The 23,565-nt window shown below is 36.9% G+C and carries 20 protein-coding genes and 1 tRNA gene; 14 read left to right on the top strand and 7 right to left on the bottom strand.

Annotated features, from left to right (window positions below; translation table 11 throughout):
* The first annotated feature begins 75 nt into the window (after positions 1-75).
* Complete coding sequence (locus B3L86_RS10810; RefSeq protein ID WP_291118865.1) at positions 76-1,101, top strand: threonine aldolase family protein; 1,026 nt, start codon at positions 76-78, stop codon at positions 1,099-1,101.
* 54 nt (positions 1,102-1,155) lie between these two features.
* Here B3L86_RS10810 and B3L86_RS10805 read toward each other — a convergent pair whose 3' ends face one another.
* Positions 1,156-1,545, bottom strand: coding sequence for a hypothetical protein (locus tag B3L86_RS10805; protein WP_291118863.1), 390 nt, complete (start codon positions 1,543-1,545; stop codon positions 1,156-1,158).
* Between the two features lie 76 nt (positions 1,546-1,621).
* Positions 1,622-3,397: an AMP-dependent synthetase/ligase gene (locus tag B3L86_RS10800; RefSeq protein ID WP_291118861.1), complete on the bottom strand. Its 1,776-nt coding sequence runs from the start codon at positions 3,395-3,397 to the stop codon at positions 1,622-1,624.
* Between the two features lie 131 nt (positions 3,398-3,528).
* Here B3L86_RS10800 and B3L86_RS10795 point away from each other — a divergent pair, with 131 nt between their 5' ends.
* Positions 3,529-5,457: an LTA synthase family protein gene (locus B3L86_RS10795; protein WP_291118858.1), complete on the top strand. Its 1,929-nt coding sequence runs from the start codon at positions 3,529-3,531 to the stop codon at positions 5,455-5,457.
* A gap of 59 nt (positions 5,458-5,516) precedes the next feature.
* On the opposite strand, the gene purL is transcribed toward B3L86_RS10795, so the two are convergent.
* Together purL and B3L86_RS10785 are read right to left on the bottom strand one after the other, a co-directional pair.
* Positions 5,517-9,170: a phosphoribosylformylglycinamidine synthase gene (gene purL, locus B3L86_RS10790; protein ID WP_291118855.1), complete on the bottom strand. Its 3,654-nt coding sequence runs from the start codon at positions 9,168-9,170 to the stop codon at positions 5,517-5,519.
* 76 nt (positions 9,171-9,246) lie between these two features.
* On the bottom strand, positions 9,247-10,815 hold the full coding sequence (locus B3L86_RS10785) for a hypothetical protein (protein WP_291118852.1): 1,569 nt from the start codon (positions 10,813-10,815) through the stop codon (positions 9,247-9,249).
* A gap of 130 nt (positions 10,816-10,945) precedes the next feature.
* On the opposite strand from B3L86_RS10785, the gene B3L86_RS10780 reads away from it, so the two are divergent.
* From B3L86_RS10780 to B3L86_RS13690, 5 genes are all read left to right on the top strand, one after another.
* The gene (locus B3L86_RS10780; protein ID WP_291118849.1) at positions 10,946-11,374 is read left to right on the top strand and encodes a PaaI family thioesterase; all 429 of its coding nucleotides are present in this window, start codon (positions 10,946-10,948) and stop codon (positions 11,372-11,374) included.
* Entirely contained in the window at positions 11,371-12,435 is a 1,065-nt protein-coding gene (locus tag B3L86_RS10775; protein ID WP_291118846.1) for an isochorismate synthase, read from the top strand. The genes B3L86_RS10780 and B3L86_RS10775 overlap by 4 nt, the downstream gene beginning before the upstream one ends.
* 28 nt (positions 12,436-12,463) lie before the next feature.
* Positions 12,464-13,180, top strand: coding sequence for a bacillithiol biosynthesis deacetylase BshB1 (gene bshB1, locus B3L86_RS10770; RefSeq protein WP_291118843.1), 717 nt, complete (start codon positions 12,464-12,466; stop codon positions 13,178-13,180).
* Between the two features lie 62 nt (positions 13,181-13,242).
* Positions 13,243-13,318, top strand: a tRNA-His gene (locus B3L86_RS10765).
* 450 nt (positions 13,319-13,768) lie between these two features.
* On the top strand, positions 13,769-13,873 hold the full coding sequence (locus tag B3L86_RS13690; protein ID WP_414655134.1) for a YegP family protein: 105 nt from the start codon (positions 13,769-13,771) through the stop codon (positions 13,871-13,873).
* Between the two features lie 48 nt (positions 13,874-13,921).
* On the opposite strand, the gene B3L86_RS10760 is transcribed toward B3L86_RS13690, so the two are convergent.
* From B3L86_RS10760 to B3L86_RS10750, 3 genes are all read right to left on the bottom strand, one after another.
* Entirely contained in the window at positions 13,922-14,653 is a 732-nt protein-coding gene (locus B3L86_RS10760; RefSeq protein WP_291118840.1) for a sulfite exporter TauE/SafE family protein, read from the bottom strand.
* Positions 14,654-14,732: 79 nt separating this feature from the next.
* Positions 14,733-15,764 (bottom strand): M28 family metallopeptidase, encoded by a 1,032-nt coding sequence (locus tag B3L86_RS10755; protein WP_291118838.1) that lies wholly within the window; start codon positions 15,762-15,764, stop codon positions 14,733-14,735.
* Positions 15,765-15,805: 41 nt separating this feature from the next.
* Positions 15,806-16,564: a dienelactone hydrolase family protein gene (locus B3L86_RS10750; RefSeq protein WP_291118836.1), complete on the bottom strand. Its 759-nt coding sequence runs from the start codon at positions 16,562-16,564 to the stop codon at positions 15,806-15,808.
* A 100-nt stretch (positions 16,565-16,664) separates the two neighbouring features.
* Between B3L86_RS10750 and B3L86_RS10745 the strand changes: the two genes are divergently transcribed.
* The 7 genes from B3L86_RS10745 (at position 16,665) to B3L86_RS10715 (ending at position 23,514) form a co-directional block, all read left to right on the top strand.
* Positions 16,665-17,126: a DUF1801 domain-containing protein gene (locus B3L86_RS10745; RefSeq protein WP_291118833.1), complete on the top strand. Its 462-nt coding sequence runs from the start codon at positions 16,665-16,667 to the stop codon at positions 17,124-17,126.
* Positions 17,123-17,752, top strand: coding sequence for a Crp/Fnr family transcriptional regulator (locus B3L86_RS10740; RefSeq protein ID WP_291118830.1), 630 nt, complete (start codon positions 17,123-17,125; stop codon positions 17,750-17,752). The genes B3L86_RS10745 and B3L86_RS10740 overlap by 4 nt, the downstream gene beginning before the upstream one ends.
* 63 nt (positions 17,753-17,815) lie before the next feature.
* Positions 17,816-18,622 carry a sulfite exporter TauE/SafE family protein gene (locus B3L86_RS10735; protein ID WP_291118827.1) on the top strand — a complete coding sequence of 269 codons (807 nt, stop codon included), beginning with the start codon at positions 17,816-17,818 and terminating at the stop codon, positions 18,620-18,622.
* A gap of 1 nt (position 18,623) precedes the next feature.
* Positions 18,624-19,607: a YeiH family protein gene (locus B3L86_RS10730; protein ID WP_291118825.1), complete on the top strand. Its 984-nt coding sequence runs from the start codon at positions 18,624-18,626 to the stop codon at positions 19,605-19,607.
* Positions 19,608-19,623: 16 nt separating this feature from the next.
* On the top strand, positions 19,624-20,148 hold the full coding sequence (locus B3L86_RS10725) for a methylated-DNA--[protein]-cysteine S-methyltransferase (RefSeq protein ID WP_291118822.1): 525 nt from the start codon (positions 19,624-19,626) through the stop codon (positions 20,146-20,148).
* A 703-nt stretch (positions 20,149-20,851) separates the two neighbouring features.
* Positions 20,852-21,571, top strand: coding sequence for a hypothetical protein (locus B3L86_RS10720; protein ID WP_291118819.1), 720 nt, complete (start codon positions 20,852-20,854; stop codon positions 21,569-21,571).
* 215 nt (positions 21,572-21,786) lie between these two features.
* Positions 21,787-23,514: a tyrosine-type recombinase/integrase gene (locus B3L86_RS10715; RefSeq protein ID WP_291118816.1), complete on the top strand. Its 1,728-nt coding sequence runs from the start codon at positions 21,787-21,789 to the stop codon at positions 23,512-23,514.
* The last annotated feature ends 51 nt before the right edge of the window (positions 23,515-23,565 follow it).

The following is a 23,565-nucleotide window of genomic DNA, read 5'->3' as shown; positions in this document are numbered from 1 at the left end:
GAATGTAAAAGATTAAGTTCTTTTTAATGAGTTCACATAACAAGTAGTAAGATTTAATTAAAATAGATTTTAATAATGGAAATAAATTTAGTGAGTGATACGGTTACCAAACCAAATGCGGATATGTTACGTGCCATGTTTAACGCCAAAGTAGGAGACGATGTTTTCAAACAAGACCCTACCGTAAATGAACTGGAAGCAAAAGTTGCTGCATTTTTTGGCATGGAAGCCGCTTTGTTTTTTCCGTCAGGAACGATGGCCAATCAAGCAGCAATCAAATTGCATACGCAACCCGGAGAACAATTGATAGCCGATAAATATGCGCATATTTATAATTATGAAGGTGGTGGTGTTTCGTTTAATAGTGGGGTTTCCTGTAAATTGCTTGAGGGCAATCGAGGGATGATAACCGCACAACAAGTGGAGGAAGCTATTAATCCGCCTGACTTTTACCATAGTCCGTTGACTTCCTTAGTTTCTTTAGAAAACACGACTAATAAAGGAGGAGGAGCTTGTTATGAAATGTCAGATTTAGCAGCCATTAAAAAAGTATGTGTAAAACATGGATTGAAATATCATTTAGATGGAGCCCGTTTGTGGAATGCTTTAGTGGCAAAAAACCAAGACCCATTGCAATATGGACAATTGTTTGATACCATATCCGTCTGTTTTTCAAAAGGTATGGGAACCCCAATTGGGTCCGTACTCTTAATGTCGCAAGAACACTACAATAAAGTCATGCGAATCAGAAAGGTGTTAGGTGGTGGCATGCGACAAGTAGGTTTTGTTGCCGCCGCCGCTATTTATGCACTAGAAAATAATATCGAACGTTTAGCAGAAGATCACAGACGTGCAAAAGAATTGGGCTTACTGCTGCAACGATTGCCTTGGATTCAAGGGGTGGAACCGGTGGAAACCAATATTGTGATTTTCTCGGTACAACCTAAAATTGCGGACTTAGATGTAATTGAAAAACTAAAGCAAAAAAACATAGCCATTAGTTCCTTAGGAAAAGGAAAATTGCGAATGGTGACGCATTTAGATTACAAAGAAGTCATGCATACTTATGTGCTGGAAACGCTGGAAAAGATTACTTTTTAAAAACAAAAAAAAACGCTCTGTTTAGAGCGTTTCTTTTTATAATCCATGCTTTTTTTATTTCAGCTTACCATTAATTACCGCAATAATAGCACCAATAGCTGCACTCATTATAATAGTGATCGCAACATCAAGCAGCATCATTTGTACATCTAATTCACTAGAAGAGGCCATAAACAGATTCACCGATAGTGCATAGAAAAATCCAAAAATAGCTCCTGCAAGTGCTCCTGTTTTTGCTAAACTTATAGTGGCCCATTTAACAAATACATAGGCCATAAAAAGACCGTAGACCAAACAGCCTAGGAAGATAATGACTAAATTCATATCTTCTTCATTAGACTGCGGAAAGAAATCTTTAAAGAGCATGGCATAAAAAACCCAGCCTAAAAAGAAATTAACAATACCTCCAACTACACCGGAAATTAAAACGTTTTTTGCATTCATAAATTTAAATGTTTTTTGGTTAGTGGCGTAAATTTATGAAAAATGATAAACACTTGTTAAAAAATGCTAAAATTTTTTATGAATTATATATTTTATTATATAAATGTTGGTATTTTTCTTTAACTATTTTTCTTTTCAGTTTCATAGTTGGAGTTAAATGGCCACCATCAATGGACCAAACATCAGGAGTCAATTCGAAACGTTTGATTTTCTCCCAATTACCAAAATTTTCATTGGCAGTTGTAATTTCTTCTTGAAAACGTTCAATAACTTTAGGATTATTTACCAATTCTTCATTGGTAGCTATATCTATCACTTGATGTCTTTTTGCCCATTCGCGTACAAAATCAAAATTAGGCTGAATGAACGCAGCCGGCATTTTTTCGCCATCACCAATCACCATCACTTGTTCAATAAAGAACGATTGTTTTAATCGGTTTTCTATTAATTGAGGAGCGATGTATTTTCCGCCAGACGTTTTAAACATTTCTTTTTTACGGTCGGTGATACGAAGAAAGCCATCACTATCAAATTCACCAATATCTCCCGTATGAAAATATCCATTTTTGATTACTTCGTTGGTTAATGTTTCGTCTTTATAATAGCCCATCATGACGTTAGGTCCTTTACAAAGAATTTCACCGTCTTCAGCAATTTTAACGTTAACGTTTTTAATCAATTTTCCAACTGTTCCAATGCGGAACAAGCCATTACGCATGTCATTTACAGAAATAACGGGAGATGTTTCCGTTAAACCATAACCTTCCATTACGGGAATACCTGCTGCGGCAAAAATTCGAGCTAATCGCGGCTGAAGAGCGGCACTACCGGAAACCATCACATCAAGATTACCTCCCAAAGCTTCTTTCCATTTACTGAAAATCAATTTTCGGGCGATACCTAATTGTTTTTCATACCACCAGCCATTTTGGCCATACGGTTGGTATTTTAAACCTAAATCGATGGCCCAAAAGAACAACATCTTTTTAATTCCGGTTAATTCAGCTCCTTTTCCATAAATTTTATCATATACTTTTTCTAACAAGCGAGGCACAACGGTCATTACGTTGGGATGCACTTCTTTTAGATTGTCTGTTAGCTTCTCTATGCTTTCGGCAAAATAAACAGACACAGAATAATATTGATAGATGTATAAAATAACCCGTTCAAAAATGTGACAGATGGGTAAAAAACTTAAAGCGGTACTTGTACCTTCATTAAATGGTATTCGCGGAGCACTGTCCAATACGTTTGAAACAATATTGTTGTGGGAAAGCATAACACCTTTGGGTCTTCCTGTAGTTCCTGAAGTATAAATTATAGTGGCCAGTTCCTCTGGTTTGACGTTGTTTTTTCTTTCTTCAACCTCATTTTGATTAGAAGCATCAGCCCCTAATTCCAATAATTCTTTCCAATTTTTACATCCTGAAATTTCATCAAATGAATAAATTTCAGTTAAGGTTGGTACGTTATTTTTAATGGCTATCAATTTATCATAAACCACTTGGTCTGAAACGACACAAATCTTAGATTCCGAATGGTTTAATATATATTCATAATCTTCGGATGCGATTGTTGGGTAAATAGGTACCGTTTGAGCTCCTACTTGAAGCGAACCAATATCAAAAATGTTCCATTCTGTTCTGTTTGTTGAAGAAATCAGAGCAATTTTATCGTTTTTTTTTATTCCCAATCTTATAAAAGCACGAGAAATAGCATTGGCTTTATCTACATATTCCTGAGTGGATGTTTTAATCCATTCTCCATTGTATTTGGTTACCAAGCAATCGGCAATATTATTTTTTTCAAGTTGATAATAAGGAAAATCAAAAAGTCGGGTTATGTTAATCATGAGAATACAGGTTATATTTTCTGCAAATTAGTAAATTTTGTTAGGAATAAAAAATATTAGTTTTTAAAATTTTGATGCTTCATGTTTTGTACTTTTGCAAAAAAAAATTACATTCATTTAACCATTTAATAATGAAAGCTTTTTTTAGAATAGGAGAATACAAAGTGTTGTTATACAGACTGCTATTAGTGTATGTCTTTTATTTTATTAGCCGATTTCTGTTTTTATGTTATAATAATGAAGTTTTAAAAGTTACCTCTGTGGTTGATTTTTTCTCCATTTATTATCATGGATTGGCATTTGATACTACCGCTATTTTGTATGTAAATAGTCTTTTTGTCTTGTTGTCTGTCTTACCTTTTTGGGTAAATACGCGTCAAGGCTATCAGAGAATGTTATTTTATGTGTATTTTCTAACGAATTTATTAGCATATGCTACCAATTTTATAGACTTAATATATTACAAATATACCTATGCCCGAACGACTATATCGGCTTGGGAGTTAGTGCAAAATGAATCAAACAAAGGTGGTATGCTATTTCGCTTTTTGATTACATATTGGCATGTGTTTTTGCTTTTCATTCTATGTTCACTTTTATGGATTTATCTATATAAAAAAGTCAGAATCAAACACATCATTTATCCCAAAGGGAAAATTAGTTATGCTTCAACGTCTATTTTTTCACTTTTGGTTATTTCAACCTTGATGGTTGGAGGAATTAGAGGCGATTTCAAAAAAAGTACCCGTCCTATTAATTTGGTGGATGCCAACAGACACGTCACCCGAATGGAGCAAGCTGATTTAGTGTTAAATACTCCATTTGCTATTTTAAGAACAATCCGTGTAAAAACTTTTAAAAAGGCGGATTATGAGTTGGATGATCAGGTTATTGATTCTTTATTTCATCCAATAAAACACTATACTAATAATCCTAAAACAACACCAAACATTGTGTTGATTATTACCGAAAGTTTTGGTAGGGAATACATTGGTGCTTTCAATAAAGATAGCGGTATAAAAAATCATGTGAGTTATACACCATTTATTGATTCTTTGTCCACTAAAAGTTTGATTTTTCCAAACGCTTTTGCCAACGGTAGTAAATCCATCCACGGAATGTCTTCGGTTTTGGCGGGAATACCTTCTTTTAAAGATGCATTCACCTCGTCACCATACAGCAAACAAAACATAGAGTCGTTAGTATCCATTTTGAATAATCAGGGCTATGATACTTCCTTTTTTCACGGAGCACCTAATGGTTCGATGGGGTTTTTAGGGTTTGGAAACATCCTTGGTTTTGACCATTATTATGGCATGACAGAATTTAAAGATGATACCCAATTTGACGGTTCGTGGGGTATTTGGGATGAACCCTTTTTTCAATTTATGAATCAAACCCTATCAAAAAAGGAAGGACCATTTTTTACAACTTTGTTTACGGTTTCTTCTCATGAACCTTATTTGGTGCCAAAACATTTAGAAGGAAAATTTCCAAAAGGAAATGTGCCCATTCATCAATGTATTGGTTATACGGATTATGCATTCAAAAAGTTTTTTGAAGCCGCAAAAATAGAAGCTTGGTTTGAGAATACCATTTTTATCATCACAGCAGACCATTGTAACCAGGTGTATTATGATGAATATTATAAGATAGTCAACCGATTGGCGATACCAATTTTGATTTATACCCCGGATGAAAAATATAAAGGAGTGGACTCAAGTTTGAGCCAACAAATAGACATTTTTCCAACCATTTTAGATATGATTGGCTATGACAAACCTTTCAGAAGTTGGGGGAGGAGTTTGTTTGATACTAAAACTACAACACCATATGTAATCAACTATAACGGTAAGAATTATCAATTTCAACAAGGCAATTACATCTGCGTTTTTGACGGTAAAAAAGCTATCGGGTTTTATGACATCAATGATAAAGACCTGCAAAAGAATTTAATTTCTATGCGAAATAAAGAAATGGATCAGGTTGAATTGGCCTGTAAAGCGTTCTTAAAAGATTATTTTGATAAAATTATAGACAAACGTTTGGGAGGTATCTAAATCCCACTTTTTCAACATAATAAAAGGTGCAATTTGATTTAATTGCACCTTTTCTTATTTTATATTTGTTCAATCCATTTTCTTGCATTCACAAATGCTTCAATCCATGGCGACACTTCATCGTTGCTGTCTTTTGGATAATGGGCCCAGTTCCAAGGGAATGTCGAACGTTCGATATGTGGCATCATCACTAAATGACGCCCCGTTTTATCACACATCATGGCCGTATTGAAATCGGAACCATTTGGATTGGCAGGATAATTTTCATAACCGTATTTGGCTACTATATGGTACTGACTTTCTTCATAAGGCAATTTGAATTTTCCTTCGCCATGTGAAACCCAAACTCCTAAAGTTGAACCAGCTAGTGTTTTTAACATGATAGAATTATTCTCCTGTACTTTTACAGAAGTAAAAATACTTTCGTGCTTCTGACTATCATTGTGATGCATTTTTCCGTGAATTTCGTGTTCCGGGTTAATCACTTCCAATTCCATAAACAACTGACATCCGTTACAGATTCCGACAGACAAGGTGTCTTCTCTTTTAAAGAAATTATCCAAAGCACGTTTTGCTTTTTCATTGTACAAAAAGGCTCCGGCCCAACCTTTGGCAGAACCCAAAACATCTGAATTGGAAAATCCACCTACCGCACCAATAAACTGAATGTCTTCCAAGGTTTCACGCCCTGAAATCAAATCAGTCATGTGTACATCTTTTACATCAAATCCGGCTAAATACATCGCATTGGCCATTTCACGTTCCGAATTACTTCCTTTTTCACGAATGATTGCGGCTTTTGGTCGCGGTTTTGTAGCATCAATTTCCGGTTTCTTTCCATCAAAATGGGAAGGAAATTGGTACTGCAACGGTTGCATTTTATAATTTACAAAGCGTGTGGCTGCTTTTCCGTTTTTGGATTGTTTTTGGTCTAATAAATAGGAAGTTTTAAACCAGATATCTCGCCATTTTGAGATGTCTAACGAATAGTCTCCAATTTCTAAAGCACTTGAATGGGTGACATTTCCTAATTTATGGAAAGTGACATTTTCCGCTTTTAAGAATGATTCAAACACGCTGTCATCATTCGCTTGAAGCACAATTCCAATGTTTTCTGCGAATAAAATTTTCAATACATCTTTTTCTTCAAATGAGGAAAAATCAAGTTTTGCACCTAAATTGTTATCGGCAAAACACATTTCTAATAAGGTCGTAATCAAACCACCGCTTCCAATATCGTGTCCGGCAGCAATTTCATCGTTTTTGATTAATTCCTGAATCACATTAAATGCTTTTTTAAAGAAAGCGGCATTTTGGATGGTGGGTGTTTCTTTTCCAATCGCATTTCTAACTTGCGAAAACGATGAACCACCTAATTTAAACCCGTCTTGCGACAAATTAATATAATAAACAGAACCGGCATTCTTTTGAAAAACAGGTTCAACTACTTTCGTAATGTCATTGCAATTTCCGGCGGCAGAAATTATAACCGTTCCGGGTGCAATTACTTCCGCATCAGCATATTTTTGCTTCATGGAAAGGGAATCTTTTCCGGTGGGAATGTTGATTCCAAGTTCGATAGCGAAATCGGAACACGCCTCAACCGCTTCATACAAACGAGCATCTTCGCCTTCGTTTTTACAAGCCCACATCCAGTTGGCAGAAAGCGAAACACTTTTTAAGCCATCTTTTAACGGAGCAAAAACAATGTTGGAAAGAGCTTCACCAATGGCATTTCTACTTCCGGCTTTCGGGTCAATTAACGCAGAAATAGGCGAGTGGCCTATTGTAGTGGCAATTCCTTCTTTTCCTTTGTAATCTAATGCCATCACACCAACATTATTTAAAGGTAACTGTAATGGACCGGCACATTGTTGTTTGGCTACTTTACCACCAACACAACGATCGACTTTATTGGTTAACCAATCTTTACAAGCAACAGCTTCTAACTGTAAAACGTGCTCTAAATAGGTTTCAAAATCGGCTTCTTTATAATTAATTTCGGTAAAATTGCGTTCCACCGAAACATCATTCATGATCACTTTTGGCGAACTTCCGAACATATCGGCCAATTCAAAATCCATTGGTTTGGCTCCGGTTGTTTTCGATTCAAAAGTAAATCGATGATCTCCGGTTACATCACCTACTTGATACATGGGTGAACGCTCCCTGTCGGCAATGCGTTGCAGCGTATCCATATCTTTTTGACCAATCACCAAGCCCATTCGTTCCTGACTTTCGTTGCCAATAATTTCTTTGGCAGATAGGGTAGGGTCGCCCACTGGTAATTTATCCAAATCGATTAATCCTCCGGTGGCTTCCACTAATTCCGATAAACAGTTTAAGTGGCCACCCGCACCATGATCGTGAATGGAAACAATCGGGTTTTCATCACTTTCCACCAAACCACGAATGGCATTAGCGGCTCTTTTTTGCATTTCGGGATTCGAACGTTGGATGGCATTTAATTCAATTCCTGAACCAAATGCTCCTGTATCCGCTGAGGAAACAGCGGCTCCACCCATTCCGATTCGGTAGTTTTCACCTCCTAAAATGACGATTTTATCTCCTACTTTGGGTTCGTGTTTTTGGGCTTGTTCGGCTTTTCCGTAACCAATTCCGCCTGCCAACATGATTACTTTATCAAAACCTAATTTGCGGGCATCTTCTTCGTGTTCAAAAGTCAAAACCGAACCGGTAATTAACGGTTGTCCGAATTTATTACCAAAATCAGAAGCTCCATTCGATGCTTTGATTAAAATATCCATTGGCGTTTGATACAACCATTGGCGTTCTTTCATCGCATTTTCCCATGGACGGTTTTCTTCTAACCGAGAATAAGAAGTCATATAAACGGCAGTTCCTGCTAATGGCAATGAACCTTGACCACCGGCCAAACGGTCTCTGATTTCTCCACCCGAACCGGTTGCTGCTCCATTAAAGGGTTCAACTGTTGTTGGAAAATTATGTGTTTCTGCTTTAATCGAGATAACCGAATCAAATTCTTTCGTTTGATAGAAATCCGGTTTATCGGCACTTTTTGGAGCAAATTGTTCCACTTTCGGCCCTTTGATAAACGCGACATTATCTTTATAAGCCGAAACAATATCATTCGGATTTTCTGCCGATGTTTTTTTGATTAATTTGAATAGGGATGAAGGTTTTTCTTCGCCATCAATCACAAATGTACCATTGAAAATTTTGTGACGGCAATGTTCTGAATTCACTTGAGAAAAACCAAAAACTTCGGAATCCGTTAAATTGCGTTTTAGTTTAATCGCTAACGTGTTCAAGTAATTAACTTCCTCTTCGCTTAAAGCCAAACCTTCTTGTTTATTGTAAGCCGAAATATCCTCAATTTCAATAATCGATTCCGGTTGAATTTTGATGGTGAAAATGTCTTGATGCAGTTCCGAATATTTTTGAAATAACATCGGATCAAAATCAGTGAAACCTTCTGAAACTTTTTGGAATTCTTCAATGCGAATGATTCCTTCAATTCCCATGTTTTGCGTAATTTCCACAGCATTGGTACTCCAAGGTGTTACCATTGCGGCACGAGGTCCAACAAAAAAATCCGTCAGGACGGATTTTTCTATTTTATATGTGTTGCCAAATAACCAGTTTAATTTTGAAATACTTTGTGCCGAAAGTTCGTTTTGCGTTTGAACCGCAAAAACAGTTGTACTTTCGCTTCCGAAGAAATGAATCATTATATTTTTATTAGTTGTGTTGTACGTGCAAAAGTACTCTAAAAAAGTAAAATGTAAAAACTTTTAAATACTAAAATTATTCCGGAAAAGGTGCATTTTGATAAGCCCCTAAATCAGGTGGTGTGGAACGGGTTCTGTTTAAAATATCTTTTTCAATATAGAAACTGTTTGCCCCTTTTCCAATCACACCGGAAGTATCGTCAATAAACAATTTGTTGGCATTCACATTAAAATAATTCGGATTGAATAACGAAGAATTGGTGGCCAAATAGACCATGTTATAATGTAGCGAATCGGTTGGAAATTGATACAAAGGGTTGTTTGTAAACGGATTGGAAATGTTATTGAACTTAATCAAACAATGATCAAAAAAGTAATTGAAGGTGTCGGTGCCTTCTTTTACAATCAGCATTTGAATTTGATTGGAACCGTAGATAATGGAATTTTGAAAAGTGGCTTTAACAAGCGGTTGAGTAGGAGGAATAGCTCCTTCTATATAATTGTCAATAATGACAGAAACTTGTCGTGCGTTTGGAAAACTATTGTTAAACGTGCAATGCGTGAACTCATAACTTCCGCCATACGAACACGCTAAACTCACTTGACCGGCTCGGTTAATCACTACATTTTCTCCCGTAATGTATCCGGTTCTGGCCAGAATACCCACATTGGTAGAGTTGTATATTTGAACATTTGAAAGTTTTACATCCGGTGCTATGTTTGACAATCCCGTATTTCCTGTAACAAACAAACCTACAGTTGCATTTTTTATAATGCAATTGTTGAACTCATTCTCTTTACTTCCTTGAGTCAACCAAATGGTGCCCCATTGACCGGCTACATTCTCAAAAAATGGTTCCAATCGGTCCCCTTCAAAAATAACTTGATTTTGCAAGGGTTGTGTTTCATCGGTTACAGGCAATCCGTTTACTTTTATAGAAGCGTTGTTGCCAACAATCAGTCCTGAACCTGAATGAAAGTGAATTCTGGCTCCGGCTTGCACAGTTAAGGTTTTATTTGGAGCTACTGCCGCATAGCCATAAATGACATAAGGTTTGGAGTTATTCCAAAAGTATTCGTTGCCATTTATCGGATCGTTTTCATCCAAATAAAAACCATATATTTCATCGTCACCAATAGGTAGTGTTTCTGTTGTACCGTTTTCAAATCGTTGCGGATATAAAAAATAAGCATCTTGAATCAAAGTGACCAATTCCACTGTTTGAGGTGTAACAGTAGCAATATTATGAAACTCTATCTGGTCGGTATATAAAAAATCACCCGGATTCGCATCGGCAATACCGGCAGTCATTTCAATAAAAACAAACATGCTGTCTTTGGCCAGTAATTCTACATTGGTAAAAATACGGTTGTCTTGCCCAACTAGACCATCAACGGTAATGCGGTATTTAGATTGCAAGCCTTTTCCCAATCGAATGGAAGGAATGCTGATGTCTTTATTTGATTTGTTGTACACTTTCAACATGTACGTACTCGAACTTACATTCGTAAAAACAGTGTCTAAGTAGATGGTATCTCTTGAAAACTCCAATCCTCCGGTACTGGGAGAAAATTCAAAATCATTACGACATGAAATAAACGAGATAACTATAAAACCAAATACAACTAATAGGAGTGGACGCATTCTGTTAGAATTTTTGTAAAAATAACTATTAATTTCAAAATCTAAGAATCATAACGAAAAAAGTAGGATAATAGTTTGATGCCTTTATTTTGAAAATTATAAATAGTAAATTTACCAAAAATTTTAATTCATGTTTGACAAGCAAAAAGTACTGCAATTGTGCAATGACTGGTGTAAAAACACCTTAATGGAAACCTTAGAAATTGAATATATAGACGCTGGAGAAGGATATTTAACCGCCAAAATGCCTGTGAATTCAAGAGTGCATCAACCGATGGGACTTTTACACGGCGGAGCCACAGTGGCCTTAGCTGAAAGTGTGGGAAGTGCGGCTTCCCTATTGTTTATTAATCCTGAAAAACAAGAGGCGAGAGGTATTGAAATTTCAGCCAATCACTTGAAAAGCAAACGCGAGGGAATGGTGTATTGCACGGCTAAAATCATTCATCAAGGCAGAAGTATTCATTTGTGGGAAATAAAAATTACCGATGAAAAGGACCAATTGATTTCGTTGTGCAAATTGACCAACATGATTCTGCCTAAAAGAGTTTCCTCATGACAAAATGCGAAATAGCAGTAAAATTATACTTTGAGCAAGAATTGCCGTTTGTTATTTATTCCAAACCTAATGCTACTAAAATGATTGCTGTTCTTCAAAAAAACAGCAACATTTATAAGCCTTCACATGCGGCTAGTGGTTTTGTTTTTGCCCCTTTTAAAGGAGAGGCAAGTATCCTTATTTCAGAAAAGCATGCGGAAGTTTTTGTAGAAACTATTGATTTCCTGCAAAACCCGAAACCTTTTACTCCAAATGCCTCTTTCTCAGAAAAGGATAAAAGTAGCTTTGAAGCTATGGTGACGGTAGCTGTTACCGCTATCCACAGTAAAGCATTGGAAAAAGTAGTTTTGTCCCGAAAAGAGTTGGTAAAAACTAAAGAAATACAACCTTACGAACTTTTCAAACGATTGAAATCGACCTATCCCGATGCCTTTTGTTATGTATGGTATCATCCGAAAGTTGGGTGTTGGGCCGGAGCTACACCGGAACGTTTCCTGAAGAAATCAAAGCAAACTATTGAAACCGTTTCTTTGGCAGGAACGCAACTCTTTCATGAAAATACTGTTGTAAACTGGTCGGATAAAGAGATAGAAGAGCAACAAATTGTCACTTCGTATATTCAAAGTGGGTTACAAAACTATTGTTCGGAAGTGCATATTTCTAAAACATATACCCAAAAAGCAGGGAATTTGTTGCATTTGAAATCGGATATAAAAGGGGAGTTGCTTTCGGATGCTGATTTTATAAAAGTCATTCAAAAATTGCATCCTACTCCTGCGGTTTGCGGTGTTCCGAAAGACAAAGCACTGGAATTTATTGACAAAACTGAAGGATACGACCGAACATATTATACCGGTTATCTGGGGGAATGGTTGAAGGATTACGAACATGAAATTCCCAATTCATCTGATTTGTTTGTCAACCTACGTTGTATGAAAATGGAAAAGAATGAAGCCGAACTGTTCATGGGTTGTGGTATTACAAAAGACAGTACTCCTGAAAATGAATTTTGGGAAACGGTAAACAAATCACAAACCATGAAACGAATTCTGGCAGATTAAGTATCTTTGAATAATGAAATATCCTAAAATGAAATTAGACATCTTAGCTTTTGGAGCCCATCCGGATGACGTGGAATTGGGTTGTGCCGGAACTATTGCAAAAGAAATTGCATTGGGCAAAAAAGTCGGAATTATTGATTTAACGCAAGGAGAATTGGGCACACGTGGTTCCGCTGCAATTCGAGCTACTGAAGCGGCAAAAGCGGCTCAGATATTGGGTCTTTCAGCTCGCGAAAATTTAAAAATGCGGGATGGTTTTTTTCAAAATGATGAAGCCCATCAATTACAAGTCATCCAAATGATTCGAAAATACCAACCGGAGATTGTGTTGTGCAATGCCATTCAGGATCGCCATATTGATCATGCTAAAGGAAGTAAACTGGTTTCAGACGCTTGCTTTTTATCGGGATTGCAAAAAATTGAAACGGATTTTGAAAGTGAAAAACAAACGGCTTGGCGTCCGAAAGTAGTCTACCATTACATTCAATGGGAAACTATTTCACCCGATTTTGTAGTTGATATCTCCGGATTCATGGATAAAAAAATGGAAGCAATTATGGCCTATGATTCGCAGTTTTTTAATCCGAATACCAAGGAACCCATTACTCCAATTGCTACAAAAAACTTTCTGGACAGCATTAAATACCGTTCACAAGACTTGGGAAGATTGATTGGTACTGATTTTGCAGAAGGTTTTACTGCAGAAAGGTATGTGGCAGTCAATAGCTTAGAAAATTTGATTTAATTTATTTAAAAAATCTTTGCAAAATACAAGGTTTGCACTATATTTGCACTCGCAAAATAAATGGTGATTGTAGCTCAGTTGGTTAGAGCGTCGGATTGTGGTTCCGAAGGTCGCGGGTTCGAGACCCGTCTTTCACCCAGAAATACAAAGCTTCAAGGAAACTTGAGGCTTTTTTTGTGGCATCAATCAATGCTACTCTTTGGAATTTCACAATTAGACACTATGAAATCTAAAAATATCTTAGTAAATTAGACGTTTTTATTGAGCATACAATTGAAAATAACTTAACCAAGGGATCATTTGTAACTAATAAAAGTAAAAATTGCGGATTTTAGTTGTAGTATAGTCGGAAACGGATAACTTAACCCGTTGGGTGTAATTATTTAATTCAAGATAGTTTTTGTTTTTTTACCACAAATTCTCGAATTATAAATTAATCAAACGCAATAATTTGTTCATCTTCGATGAAAATTCGAAATAAATCGAATAATTATTATAAAAAATTAGTGGCCCGAGCGTAGCGAACAGACGAAGTAAATTAGTGGCAAATTTATTTCCAAAATTTAATTACACCCAACGGGTTAACTTATATTATCTAATACAAGATATACAACTAAAGCCACTCGCGAAAACGGCATTGCTTCTGTTGCTAAAAATGTACCTGATGCAGATACAAAAGAAGATTTAGGATAACCACCGTACTTACTATAGTTTTGAGGCCTCGAAAAATCGGGGCTTTATTTATTTTAAACTTTGGTACAATGAAAAGATTCCAATTAACAGAATTAATACCAAGGCAATTCGTTTAAAATAATCTTGCGAAATGTGGTTTAATATCTTTTGACCGATCCAACTTCCCACAAAACCAATGAGAAGTAAAAACGGAATATAAATCAGAATGTCTTTTGTCAAGTATCCGTTGCTGTAATAAACGATAGTTCTCGAAAAGTCAATCATCATATCAATGGCGGCAGAAGTGGCAACAAACACACTTTTTTCTAAGTTAAAAGCAGCCATAGTCAATCCCCGAATGGCACCTCCCGTTCCTATTAAACCGGCAGAAAATCCGGAAAGGGCACCTCCGATGACGGTTTGTTTTAATTTGGGAGGAATAACAAGTTTGTCTTTTATTAAAAACAATAAACTGAGAGCTATTAGAAAAATACCTAAAGCAATTTCCAATATACGACTCTCAAAAAACTTGCTCAAAAAGCCTCCAATAATAACAAATACTACAGATGGTATTCCAATTTGTAGAATCAATTTTTTGTCTAACCCTTTTCGGAATAAATAGATTTTAGAAAGGTTGCTTGATAAATGAAAAACAGCAGTAATTCCTAATACAGTATGAAAATCAAAGAAAATGTTGGCAAAGGGCACAAAAAAAACAGAAGAACCAAAACCACCAATGGTACCAATGATTTCTGCCAGTAAGGTCAATAGTAGAAACAGCAAAGTTCTGTCGAGTGCCATATGTTTGTAAATGAATTCTAAAGGTACAAAAAACGCAAAAGAAACTTTTGCGTTTTAATTGAATTATACTAATGTAAAATTACTTCCCGTCTTTATCCACCAACGGTCTTTCTTTTGCATTGGCTAGTTCCCAAGCTACGGCAAAAGCCAATTGTGCTCTCTTGGCTAACAACGGATAATCAATTTTATCAGGCGTGTCAGTTGGTTTGTGGTAATCGTCATGAACGCCGTTAAAGTAAAAGATGGCCGGAATTCCTTTTTTAGCAAAGTTGTAATGATCGGAACGGTAATAAAAACGGTTTGGGTCATTCAAATCATTGTATTTATAATCCAATTCCATACCTACATATTTCTCATTGGCTTCTTCAGAAATACGGTGTAAGTCAGTACTCAATCTATCTGAACCAATTACATACACATAATTATCGTTGTCTTCTTTGCCATAGCCTCTTCGTCCAATCATGTCAATATTGATGTTGGCAATGGTTGCTTTTAAATCATATAAAGGATTCTCGGCATAAAAACGAGAACCGTGTAAACCGTGTTCTTCACCGGTTACGTGTAAAAATAATACCGAACGTTTTGGACCTTTGCCGTCTTTTTTGGCTTTTTGAAAAGCGGCAGCTAATTCTAACAAAGCAACAGTTCCGGAACCATCATCATCTGCTCCGTTATATACTTCTCCGTTTTTCATACCCACATGGTCGTAATGAGCTGAGATGACTAAAATTTCATCCGGTTTTTCAGTACCTTCAATGAAAGCCCAAATGTTTTCGGAATCTCCTAGTTTGGGACTGAATGCTTTTTTAAAAAATTCAGAGGGGATGGGTTGGTAATAAGAAGTAGCTCTTTTGGGGTAACTTACACCCATTTTTTTATACTGATTGATTAGATATTCTCCTGCCTTTTTTTGACCGGGTTCACCTGTGTTTCTTCCTTCCATTTCGTCAGATGCCACAATAAAGAGGTGTTTGCGTAACTGTTCGGCTTGGATTAGCTCTAAATACGGCTTAGCACCTTCATCTGTTGTATTGGCTGAAGAACTTTTGTTGGTGGAACAACCAGCTACTAAAAAAGCGAGACAAGCATATCCTAAAAGAATTTTTTTCATAAAGTATCTTGATTTTGAACAAATATACTAATTCTTATGAATTATAAAACTTCTTTGAGAAAAGTCAAAAAATGTTGAAACGAGCGTTTGTCTGCCAATTCATTATAGGCAGCACCTCTTGAATTATCAGTACCCGCACTTTTATTGGTGAAGGAATGAACCGCTCCCGCATAATAAATCATTTGCCAATCAGCATTGGCGTCACGCATTTCTTTTTGAAAAGCAGCCACTTCTTTTTCCGGTACAAATGGATCATCAGCTCCGTGTAATACCAGAACTTTTGGTTGAATAGTGTCAACCAATCGGTCTTCTGCTTTGCCTAGGCCTCCATGAAAGGAAACAACACCTTGTATGTTCATTCCACCACGTGCGGCTTCAAGAGCACCTGTGCCTCCAAAACAATAGCCTATCACAACAATTTTATTTTTGTTTGCACCGGTCTGAATCAATTCATTTAAAGCCAACTGAATTCTACGTTGGTAATCGGCTACATTATTTTTATAATATCCCGCCTGTTGGCCTGCTTCTTTGGTAGAAGTGGGATAGTTGCCCTCGCCATATATATCTGCCACAAAAGCATGATAGCCCAAATCTGATAGTTGTTGTGCGACTTCTTTCGAATGATTGTCAATTCCCATCCAAGCCGGTAAAATTAAAACACCTGATTTTTCAGCATTTGGCTTCTTGGGTTGCGTGGCAAATCCTTTCAGTGTTTGGTTACCATCTTTATACGTAACCGCTTTCAATTGAGCATTTACAGAGAAATGAAGCAATAAGAAACCCAGGAGTACTTTTTTCATAATTTTTTTTTTAGCTATTTTGTTTATCAAATTTCGATAAATAATTTATAACAATCTTGCTATTCCATAGTTTTTTCTAATTTTATAAAAATTTAAATCTATGCAATCTTCTGCTTTAACTGTTGATGATTACATCAACGCATTACCTCAAGACCGTAAAGAAGCGATACAAAAGCTTAGGGCTATCACCTTAAAGAACTTACCAAAAGGATTTGAAGAAGCTATGGGTTATGGCATGATGGGCTATTGTGTACCACATTCCCTTTATCCCAATGGGTATCATTGTGATCCTAAACAACCTTTGCCTTTTTTTGGAATGGCTTCTCAAAAGAATTCTATTAACGTTTACCACATGGGAATGTATGTTCAAAAGGAGTTGTATGATTGGTTTGTGGCAGAATATCCAAAACACGTTAGCTCCAAATTAGACATGGGAAAAAGCTGCATTCGCTTTAAAAAACCGGAACATATTCCCTATGATTTAATTGGAGAATTACTAACTAAAATGACCATATCCGACTGGATTCAAATGTATGAATTGAATATAAAACCAAAAAAATGAAAGAGCTTTTAAAGAACACTTACGGATTTATTTTTGAAGATGCTTTGATTGATGAAATTACAGCAGTTTCTTTGCTTCGCGACTTTAATGAAGGCGATGTTTTGATTGATTTTGGCGATTACATCAAAAAAATGCCGCTTTTGTTAGAAGGAGCCATTAAGATATTGCGGGAAGATTTTGATGAAGGTGAATTGCTGTTATATTTCATAGAAAAAGGTGACACTTGTGCTATGACTATGGCCTGTTGTATGGGAGAATCTAAAAGTGAAATCAGAGCTGTTGCGGAAACAAAAGGAAAGGTAATTATGATTCCTGTGCAGAAAATGGAGGAGTGGTTAGGCAAGTATAAAAGTTGGCGAAACTATGTTTTTAATAGTTACAACAATCGTTTAAAAGAAATGCTTTTAGCTATTGATAATCTGGCATTTATGAACATGGATGAACGCTTGTTGAACTATTTGTATGAGAAATCTAAAATCAATAATTCCAGAGAGATTCATGCCACCCATCAGGAGATTGCCTATGATTTGCATACCTCAAGAGTGGTGGTTTCCAGGCTGTTGAAAGTTTTAGAAAATGAAGGAAAGATTCGTTTGCATCGAGCCAGTATTGAGTTTTTGGTATAGATTTAATTGTATCAAAAGTTACCAACATTTCGTTTCATACCCGTTACATTTGCACAAAAAAGCATGGAGTTTACTCAAATTATAGGCTTTTCTTTAGCCGTTTTGGTTGGCATTACCTTAGGCTTAATTGGAAGTGGCGGTTCTATTTTAGCTGTTCCAATTTTGGTATATGTAATGGCTGTAGAGCCGGTTTTGGCAACCGCTTATTCCTTGTTTATTGTGGGAGCCACGGCTCTGGTTGGTGGTTTGCAAAGAGCCAAGCAACAGCTTGTGGATTTTAAAAAAGTATTTCTTTTTGGCATTCCCACATTGCTGGCGGTATTTCTTACCCGTAAATTTATTGTACCCGGTTTACCCGAAGTGTTGTTTCCAACTTCTTTTTTTCCCGTTCAAAAATCGGTATTCATCATGTTGGTTTTTGCTGCAGTCATGATTGTAGCGGCGTTTAAGATGATTATGTCTAAGGTTGCAACACCCGAAGCATCTGAAACAAACCAAGAGTTAAATTATTTCCTTATTGTTACTCAAGGGTTGTTTATTGGTTTGCTTGCCGGATTTGTTGGTGCGGGAGGTGGGTTCTTGATTGTTCCCGCCTTGCTTTTTTTAGGTAAAACCCCAATGAAAATTGCAGTGGGTACCTCACTTTTCATTATAGCCTTGCAATCATTACTTGGCTTTTTGGGTGATATTAGACCGGATCAAGTAATTGATTGGAAGTTACTCTTGTTGTTTGCTTTTTTTTCTATCCTTGGTATTTTTATAGGAAACCGACTTTCAAAGACCATAAACGGAAGTAAATTAAAAGCAGGTTTTGGATGGTTTGTATTGGTAATGGGATTTTATATTATTATTAAAGAATTAGTTTTGTAACATGGAAAACACCAAAAATTCCCTCTTAAGTGGTATTCTTTTTTCAGTGTTTTTAGCTGCAGTTGTTCTGTTGTTGGTTCACTTATTCAGTGCGTTAAACGCTATCGTTTTGGGTTTGCTGCTTGGAATTTTAGTAGGTAATATATTTACAATGCCCACACATTTTCAACCGGGTATTGGGTTTATTGGCAACAAAATGTTGGAGTTATCCATTATATTTCTGGCTTTTGGGATTAATTATACCCACATGGGAAAACTGGGATGGGAGAGTTTTTTACTCATTGGTAGTGTTGTTTTTATTCTCTTGATTCTTACCGTATATCTTGCCAAGAAGCTTAACTGTCCGAGTTCCGTTGGATGGTTAGTTGGTTTTGGAACAACCATCTGCGGTTCCAGTGCCATTGCTGCTTTGGCTCCAAGTGTCAGTAAAAACAAAGAGGATGTGGGCGTTGCCGTTGCCGTAGTTAATTTTTACGGAACACTAGGTATGTTGATTATGCCTTTGCTTTTAGCTGCTTTTTCATTTTCAACCTTAGAAAGCAGTTTGCTCTTGGGAGGTTCGTTGCATTCTGTGGGCAATGTTGCGGGAGCCGGGTATGCCATGTCTTCAGAAATCGGAGAACAAGCATTAACCATCAAGCTAGCCCGAGTGGCCTTGTTGTCTCCGGGATTGATTTTCTTTTCCTATTTGACACAAAAAAATACAGGTAAACATTGGAAGCACTATTTTCAATTGCCTTGGTATTTGTGGGGATTTCTCTTTATAACTGTAGTAGTCTCGCTTACAGCTATGCCAACGGGTTTTATAACTGCCACTTCAGAAATCGGTAAGGTTATTTTAACTATTGCGATGACTGCCATTGGTTTGAAAGTGAGTTTCAGGTCGCTTATTCAGTCCGGAAAGCGGGGGATGGTTTTTGGATTGCTCATCTTTGTTATCCAAATCGTTTTGCTTGGTTTGGGTATTTGGTTTTTTGTTTCATAAACACATTTATGCAATTATGTCTAGTAGTATAGCCATTCAGTATTATAAATCACCTTTGGGTGAACTCGTTTTAGGGGATTTTAACGACCAACTTTGTTTGTGTGATTGGCGGTATCGCTCCATGCGAACTGAGGTGGATGCTCGAATCTTAAAAGGTTTAGCTGTCGTTTTTGAAGAAAAGCCTACGCCTTTGCTTACTGAAACTCAAAACCAGTTGCAAGCTTATTTTGAAAGAAAGCTTGATGTGTTTACCATTCCCTTGTTGTTGGTGGGCACGCCTTTTCAGCAAACGGTTTGGAAAGCCTTGCAGACGGTTCCTTATGGTAAGTCCCAAACCTATATGGGGTTGTCTAAACATTTGGAAAACCCTAAAGCGATAAGAGCTGTAGCGGCGGCTAATGGAGCCAATGCTATAGCAATTCTCATTCCTTGTCATCGGATTATTGGTAGTAATCAGGAGTTGGTGGGTTATGCGGGTGGTTTACCGGCAAAGAGGAAATTGTTGGCTTTGGAGCAGGGGAATCAGTTGGAGTTGTTTTAGGTTTTTGGTTGTATGCTAAGGGTTGTTGGTATTGGAAGTGTTTATTGGGCTTACTCTTCTATATTAAATTTTTAACAAAGGGTACCACAACTACGGGGTATCTATGGAGTATCTTCGGGGTATCTACGGAGTATCCTCCTAGTTGACCCGTCCTGTGACCCGTCCTGATTTAGCTATACAAATTAATAAATAAACCCGTTGGGTGTAATTAAATTTTGGAAATAAATTTGCCACTAATTTACTTCGTCTGTTCGCTACGCTCGGGCCACTAATTTTTTATAATAATTATTCGATTTATTTCGAATTTTCATCGAAGATGAACAAATTATTGCGTTTGATTAATTTATAATTCGAGAATTCGTGGTAAAAAAACAAAATAATCTTGAATTAAATAATTACACCCAACGGGTTATTATAGTTATACAACTATACTTCTTAATCCTAAACATACTGGCCGGTCCTAAAATAATTATACAGATTATTAAATCCTTTTTGGGTTTTTAGGGAGGGGAAAAGTGTTCAATTGTTCACTATATTGTTGATATAAAGTGCAGATATACTGCGGATTGGTTGGGAAAAGGATGTATTTTTGGGAAATAGATAGGAATAAGTTATTAACAAGGGGTACCACAACCCCGAAGCAATCCCGAACCAAACCCGAAGAAAACCGGAGTTGAATTCGAAACATTTAAAACCTACAACAATGGCAAAAATTATCCCAACCGGTTATCCGATTCCTAAGCGATTAGGAGGTGGTTTAGTGGTTTATAAAATGGATGGTGAATACATCCTTCGAACGCAAAGTGGCTTTACGAGCAAGGCGTTAAAAAAGTTGGCTAAATATGCGAATTGTCGCCACAATGCGAGTGAGTTTGGTCGGGTTTCTAAAAGTTGTAAAGGGTTGCGGGACTTATTGACGGGTATTTTACCTAAAGAAAACAATTTAGCGGTGGTGAATTCACTTACTAAGAAAATGCGGGCTTTGTTGGTTTATGATATGGAACACGAACGAGGTCAGCGGTTGTTGGCTACCGCTTTTGAGCAAGAGGAAGTGCGACAGCAATTCAAGGATTATGCTTTTAATCCGGATAGTGGGTTTGTATTTACTTCGGAGGTGAAAAAGAAGCAGTTGCGGTTGGTTCTTGTTCAAAAGCCTTGGGGATTGGAATGTGTGGGCATTCGATTGCATGTGGTTAATTATGACTTTACGGAAATGAGTGGGCAATTGTATTCCGGTGATTGGCAGATAGAAAGAGGCTGCAAGCGGTTGTTGCGGTATCGATTTCCGACGGTGGAGCCGAGTGGTGAGGGGGTGTTGTTTTACTTGGTGGAATTGCAGCCGTTTGAGGAGCAAGATGGAACGTTTGTGCCTATTAGGATGAAAGAGAAGGGGGTTGAAGTGGTGTTGTGTGGATTAGGATGATGTGAAGGGTTGCGGGTTGCGGGTTACGGGTTGCGGGTTTCGGGTTTCGGGTTGCGAGTTGCGGGTTGTAGGTTAGTTTTTTTGTTTATTTGGTTCTCTTGGTTCTCTTGATTTATTCATTTTTTAGTTTAGGTTGTTTTATGATGTAAAATTGGGTTGTATGTTTTTGTTAGTTCTTTGATTTTTATTATTTTAGTGGTTTAATTATTCGCCAGATGGAATTAGTTGTTAGGAAGATTTTTCATAGAGGTGCTTATCGAATAGGTTTGTTTTTTGAACGGGATTATTCTGTACAGCAGCAATTGAAGGGCATTGGTGCTGTTTATAGCAAGACGCATCGTTGTTGGTATATTTCTTATTCAAAGGAGCATTATGGCGTTTTAAAAAAGTTATTTCCCAATTTAATTGTAGCCCAACCGGTGGCCGGCGAAGTGAGTAGCCGTGACCTTCCACCCATAGCCAAAAGCGAACGTCAGTTAGGTTCTTCTGAAAACATGAACAATCCTGACCATATAGCGAACCCTGTTTCGTTAGCACAAAAGTTGCGGTTAGAATTATTAACTAATATAGGTAAGTATTGGGTTTTTAAGTTGAACTATCATCATTTGATTAGCAAACAGTTGCTATTGGTAAAAGGTGTTTATTGGAATGCCAATTATAAATGTTATATGGCTTTGCGACATCCCGATGTTAAAAATAAGGTTGAGCAAATTTTAGAGACACCCCATTTTTTTGGAGAAGATTATTTAAGTAAAGAGCGAAGTTTTAAAGGCGAGAAAATAACCATTAGACCCCATTTGGAGGACACTGCTTGGATGGAAGTGTATGTGCCTAAATTAGTAGCAATACATGAAAAAATCAAACGTTTTTCGATGGCTCGTTACAGCAAAACAAAAGATTGCTATTTGATTCCTGCGGCTCCTGTGGCTTATGATAGTTTGGGTTTGCAGATGGAAGTTTTAGAAGTAGCAATTACGAACGAACTTCCGAGTAATTATTTACAAAAGAAACATTTACCCAACCGGAAGCAAATTGAATTGCGAAATGCAAAGACGCGTATTTTTGATCAGGTTCCGGAAATTGGCAAACCTTATGTATCAAAAATGATGGATACTATTTTGGCGTTCAACTACAGCCACAACACTTTACAATCGTATAGCAGTGCATTTATTCAGTTTTTAAAACATTTTGACTATCAAGACCCTGCTACGATTGACTATGATGCCATCATTGGTTATTTGGCTTCCTTGATGGAACGAGGATTGAGTGCCTCAAGTGGTCATACAATGGTGAATAGTGTTCAATTTTATTATCATAATGTGTTGGATAAAAAATTCTACACGTTTAAATTACCTCGACCCAAGAAAGAGAAAAAACTACCTTCGGTTTTGACAATGGAAGAATGTTTGCGAATTTTTCAGGTAGTGGAAAACCCCAAACACAAATTATTGTTATTGATTGGTTATGGAGCCGGATTACGAGTAAGCGAAATTGTAACATTAAAATGGGTGGACATTTTGTTTGCTGAACATAAAATTCATTTAAAAAATGCAAAAGGAATGAAAGACCGTATGGTGATGTTACCGTATTCTATTGTACACACGCTAGAACTCTATAAAGAATTGTATAAAGGGAAGCAGTATGTTTTTGAGGGTCAATTTGCCGGAGAGCCCTACAGCACTACAAGTGTTCAGGCGGTAATGCGACAAGCTTTGCAAAAAAGTGGTTTAGACAAAAAAGCCACCGTACATACCTTGCGACACAGTTTTGCAACACACTTGTTGGAGAATGGCACAGACATTCGCTACATTCAACAGTTTTTGGGTCACTCGAGTATTAAGACGACAACCATTTATACGCACTTGACCAAAAGTGCTGTGGATAAAATAAAAAGTCCGTTAGATATCATGGTGGATGAAAATAATAGGAAAAAACTTGAATAGTTATTTTGAAAAATGAAATAAGTTATATAAACTTGCGTATATTTACTAGTT

This window comes from Flavobacterium sp. UBA6135, assembly GCF_002428305.1.
GTDB lineage: Bacteria > Bacteroidota > Bacteroidia > Flavobacteriales > Flavobacteriaceae > Flavobacterium.
This window is presented reverse-complemented; position numbering and strand designations above follow the sequence as displayed.

Bases quoted from the DNA above. Each gene is read 5' to 3' on its own strand.
- B3L86_RS10810 (WP_291118865.1), top strand. From the start codon at position 76: ATGGAAATAAATTTAGTGAGTGATACGGTTACCAAACCAAATGCGGAT.
- B3L86_RS10805 (WP_291118863.1), bottom strand. From the start codon at position 1,545: ATGAATGCAAAAAACGTTTTAATTTCCGGTGTAGTTGGAGGTATTGTT.
- B3L86_RS10800 (WP_291118861.1), bottom strand. From the start codon at position 3,397: ATGATTAACATAACCCGACTTTTTGATTTTCCTTATTATCAACTTGAA.
- B3L86_RS10795 (WP_291118858.1), top strand. From the start codon at position 3,529: ATGAAAGCTTTTTTTAGAATAGGAGAATACAAAGTGTTGTTATACAGA.
- purL (WP_291118855.1), bottom strand. From the start codon at position 9,170: ATGATTCATTTCTTCGGAAGCGAAAGTACAACTGTTTTTGCGGTTCAA.
- B3L86_RS10785 (WP_291118852.1), bottom strand. From the start codon at position 10,815: ATGCGTCCACTCCTATTAGTTGTATTTGGTTTTATAGTTATCTCGTTT.
- B3L86_RS10780 (WP_291118849.1), top strand. From the start codon at position 10,946: ATGTTTGACAAGCAAAAAGTACTGCAATTGTGCAATGACTGGTGTAAA.
- B3L86_RS10775 (WP_291118846.1), top strand. From the start codon at position 11,371: ATGACAAAATGCGAAATAGCAGTAAAATTATACTTTGAGCAAGAATTG.
- bshB1 (WP_291118843.1), top strand. From the start codon at position 12,464: ATGAAATTAGACATCTTAGCTTTTGGAGCCCATCCGGATGACGTGGAA.
- B3L86_RS10760 (WP_291118840.1), bottom strand. From the start codon at position 14,653: ATGGCACTCGACAGAACTTTGCTGTTTCTACTATTGACCTTACTGGCA.
- B3L86_RS10755 (WP_291118838.1), bottom strand. From the start codon at position 15,764: ATGAAAAAAATTCTTTTAGGATATGCTTGTCTCGCTTTTTTAGTAGCT.
- B3L86_RS10750 (WP_291118836.1), bottom strand. From the start codon at position 16,564: ATGAAAAAAGTACTCCTGGGTTTCTTATTGCTTCATTTCTCTGTAAAT.
- B3L86_RS10745 (WP_291118833.1), top strand. From the start codon at position 16,665: ATGCAATCTTCTGCTTTAACTGTTGATGATTACATCAACGCATTACCT.
- B3L86_RS10740 (WP_291118830.1), top strand. From the start codon at position 17,123: ATGAAAGAGCTTTTAAAGAACACTTACGGATTTATTTTTGAAGATGCT.
- B3L86_RS10735 (WP_291118827.1), top strand. From the start codon at position 17,816: ATGGAGTTTACTCAAATTATAGGCTTTTCTTTAGCCGTTTTGGTTGGC.
- B3L86_RS10730 (WP_291118825.1), top strand. From the start codon at position 18,624: ATGGAAAACACCAAAAATTCCCTCTTAAGTGGTATTCTTTTTTCAGTG.
- B3L86_RS10725 (WP_291118822.1), top strand. From the start codon at position 19,624: ATGTCTAGTAGTATAGCCATTCAGTATTATAAATCACCTTTGGGTGAA.
- B3L86_RS10720 (WP_291118819.1), top strand. From the start codon at position 20,852: ATGGCAAAAATTATCCCAACCGGTTATCCGATTCCTAAGCGATTAGGA.
- B3L86_RS10715 (WP_291118816.1), top strand. From the start codon at position 21,787: ATGGAATTAGTTGTTAGGAAGATTTTTCATAGAGGTGCTTATCGAATA.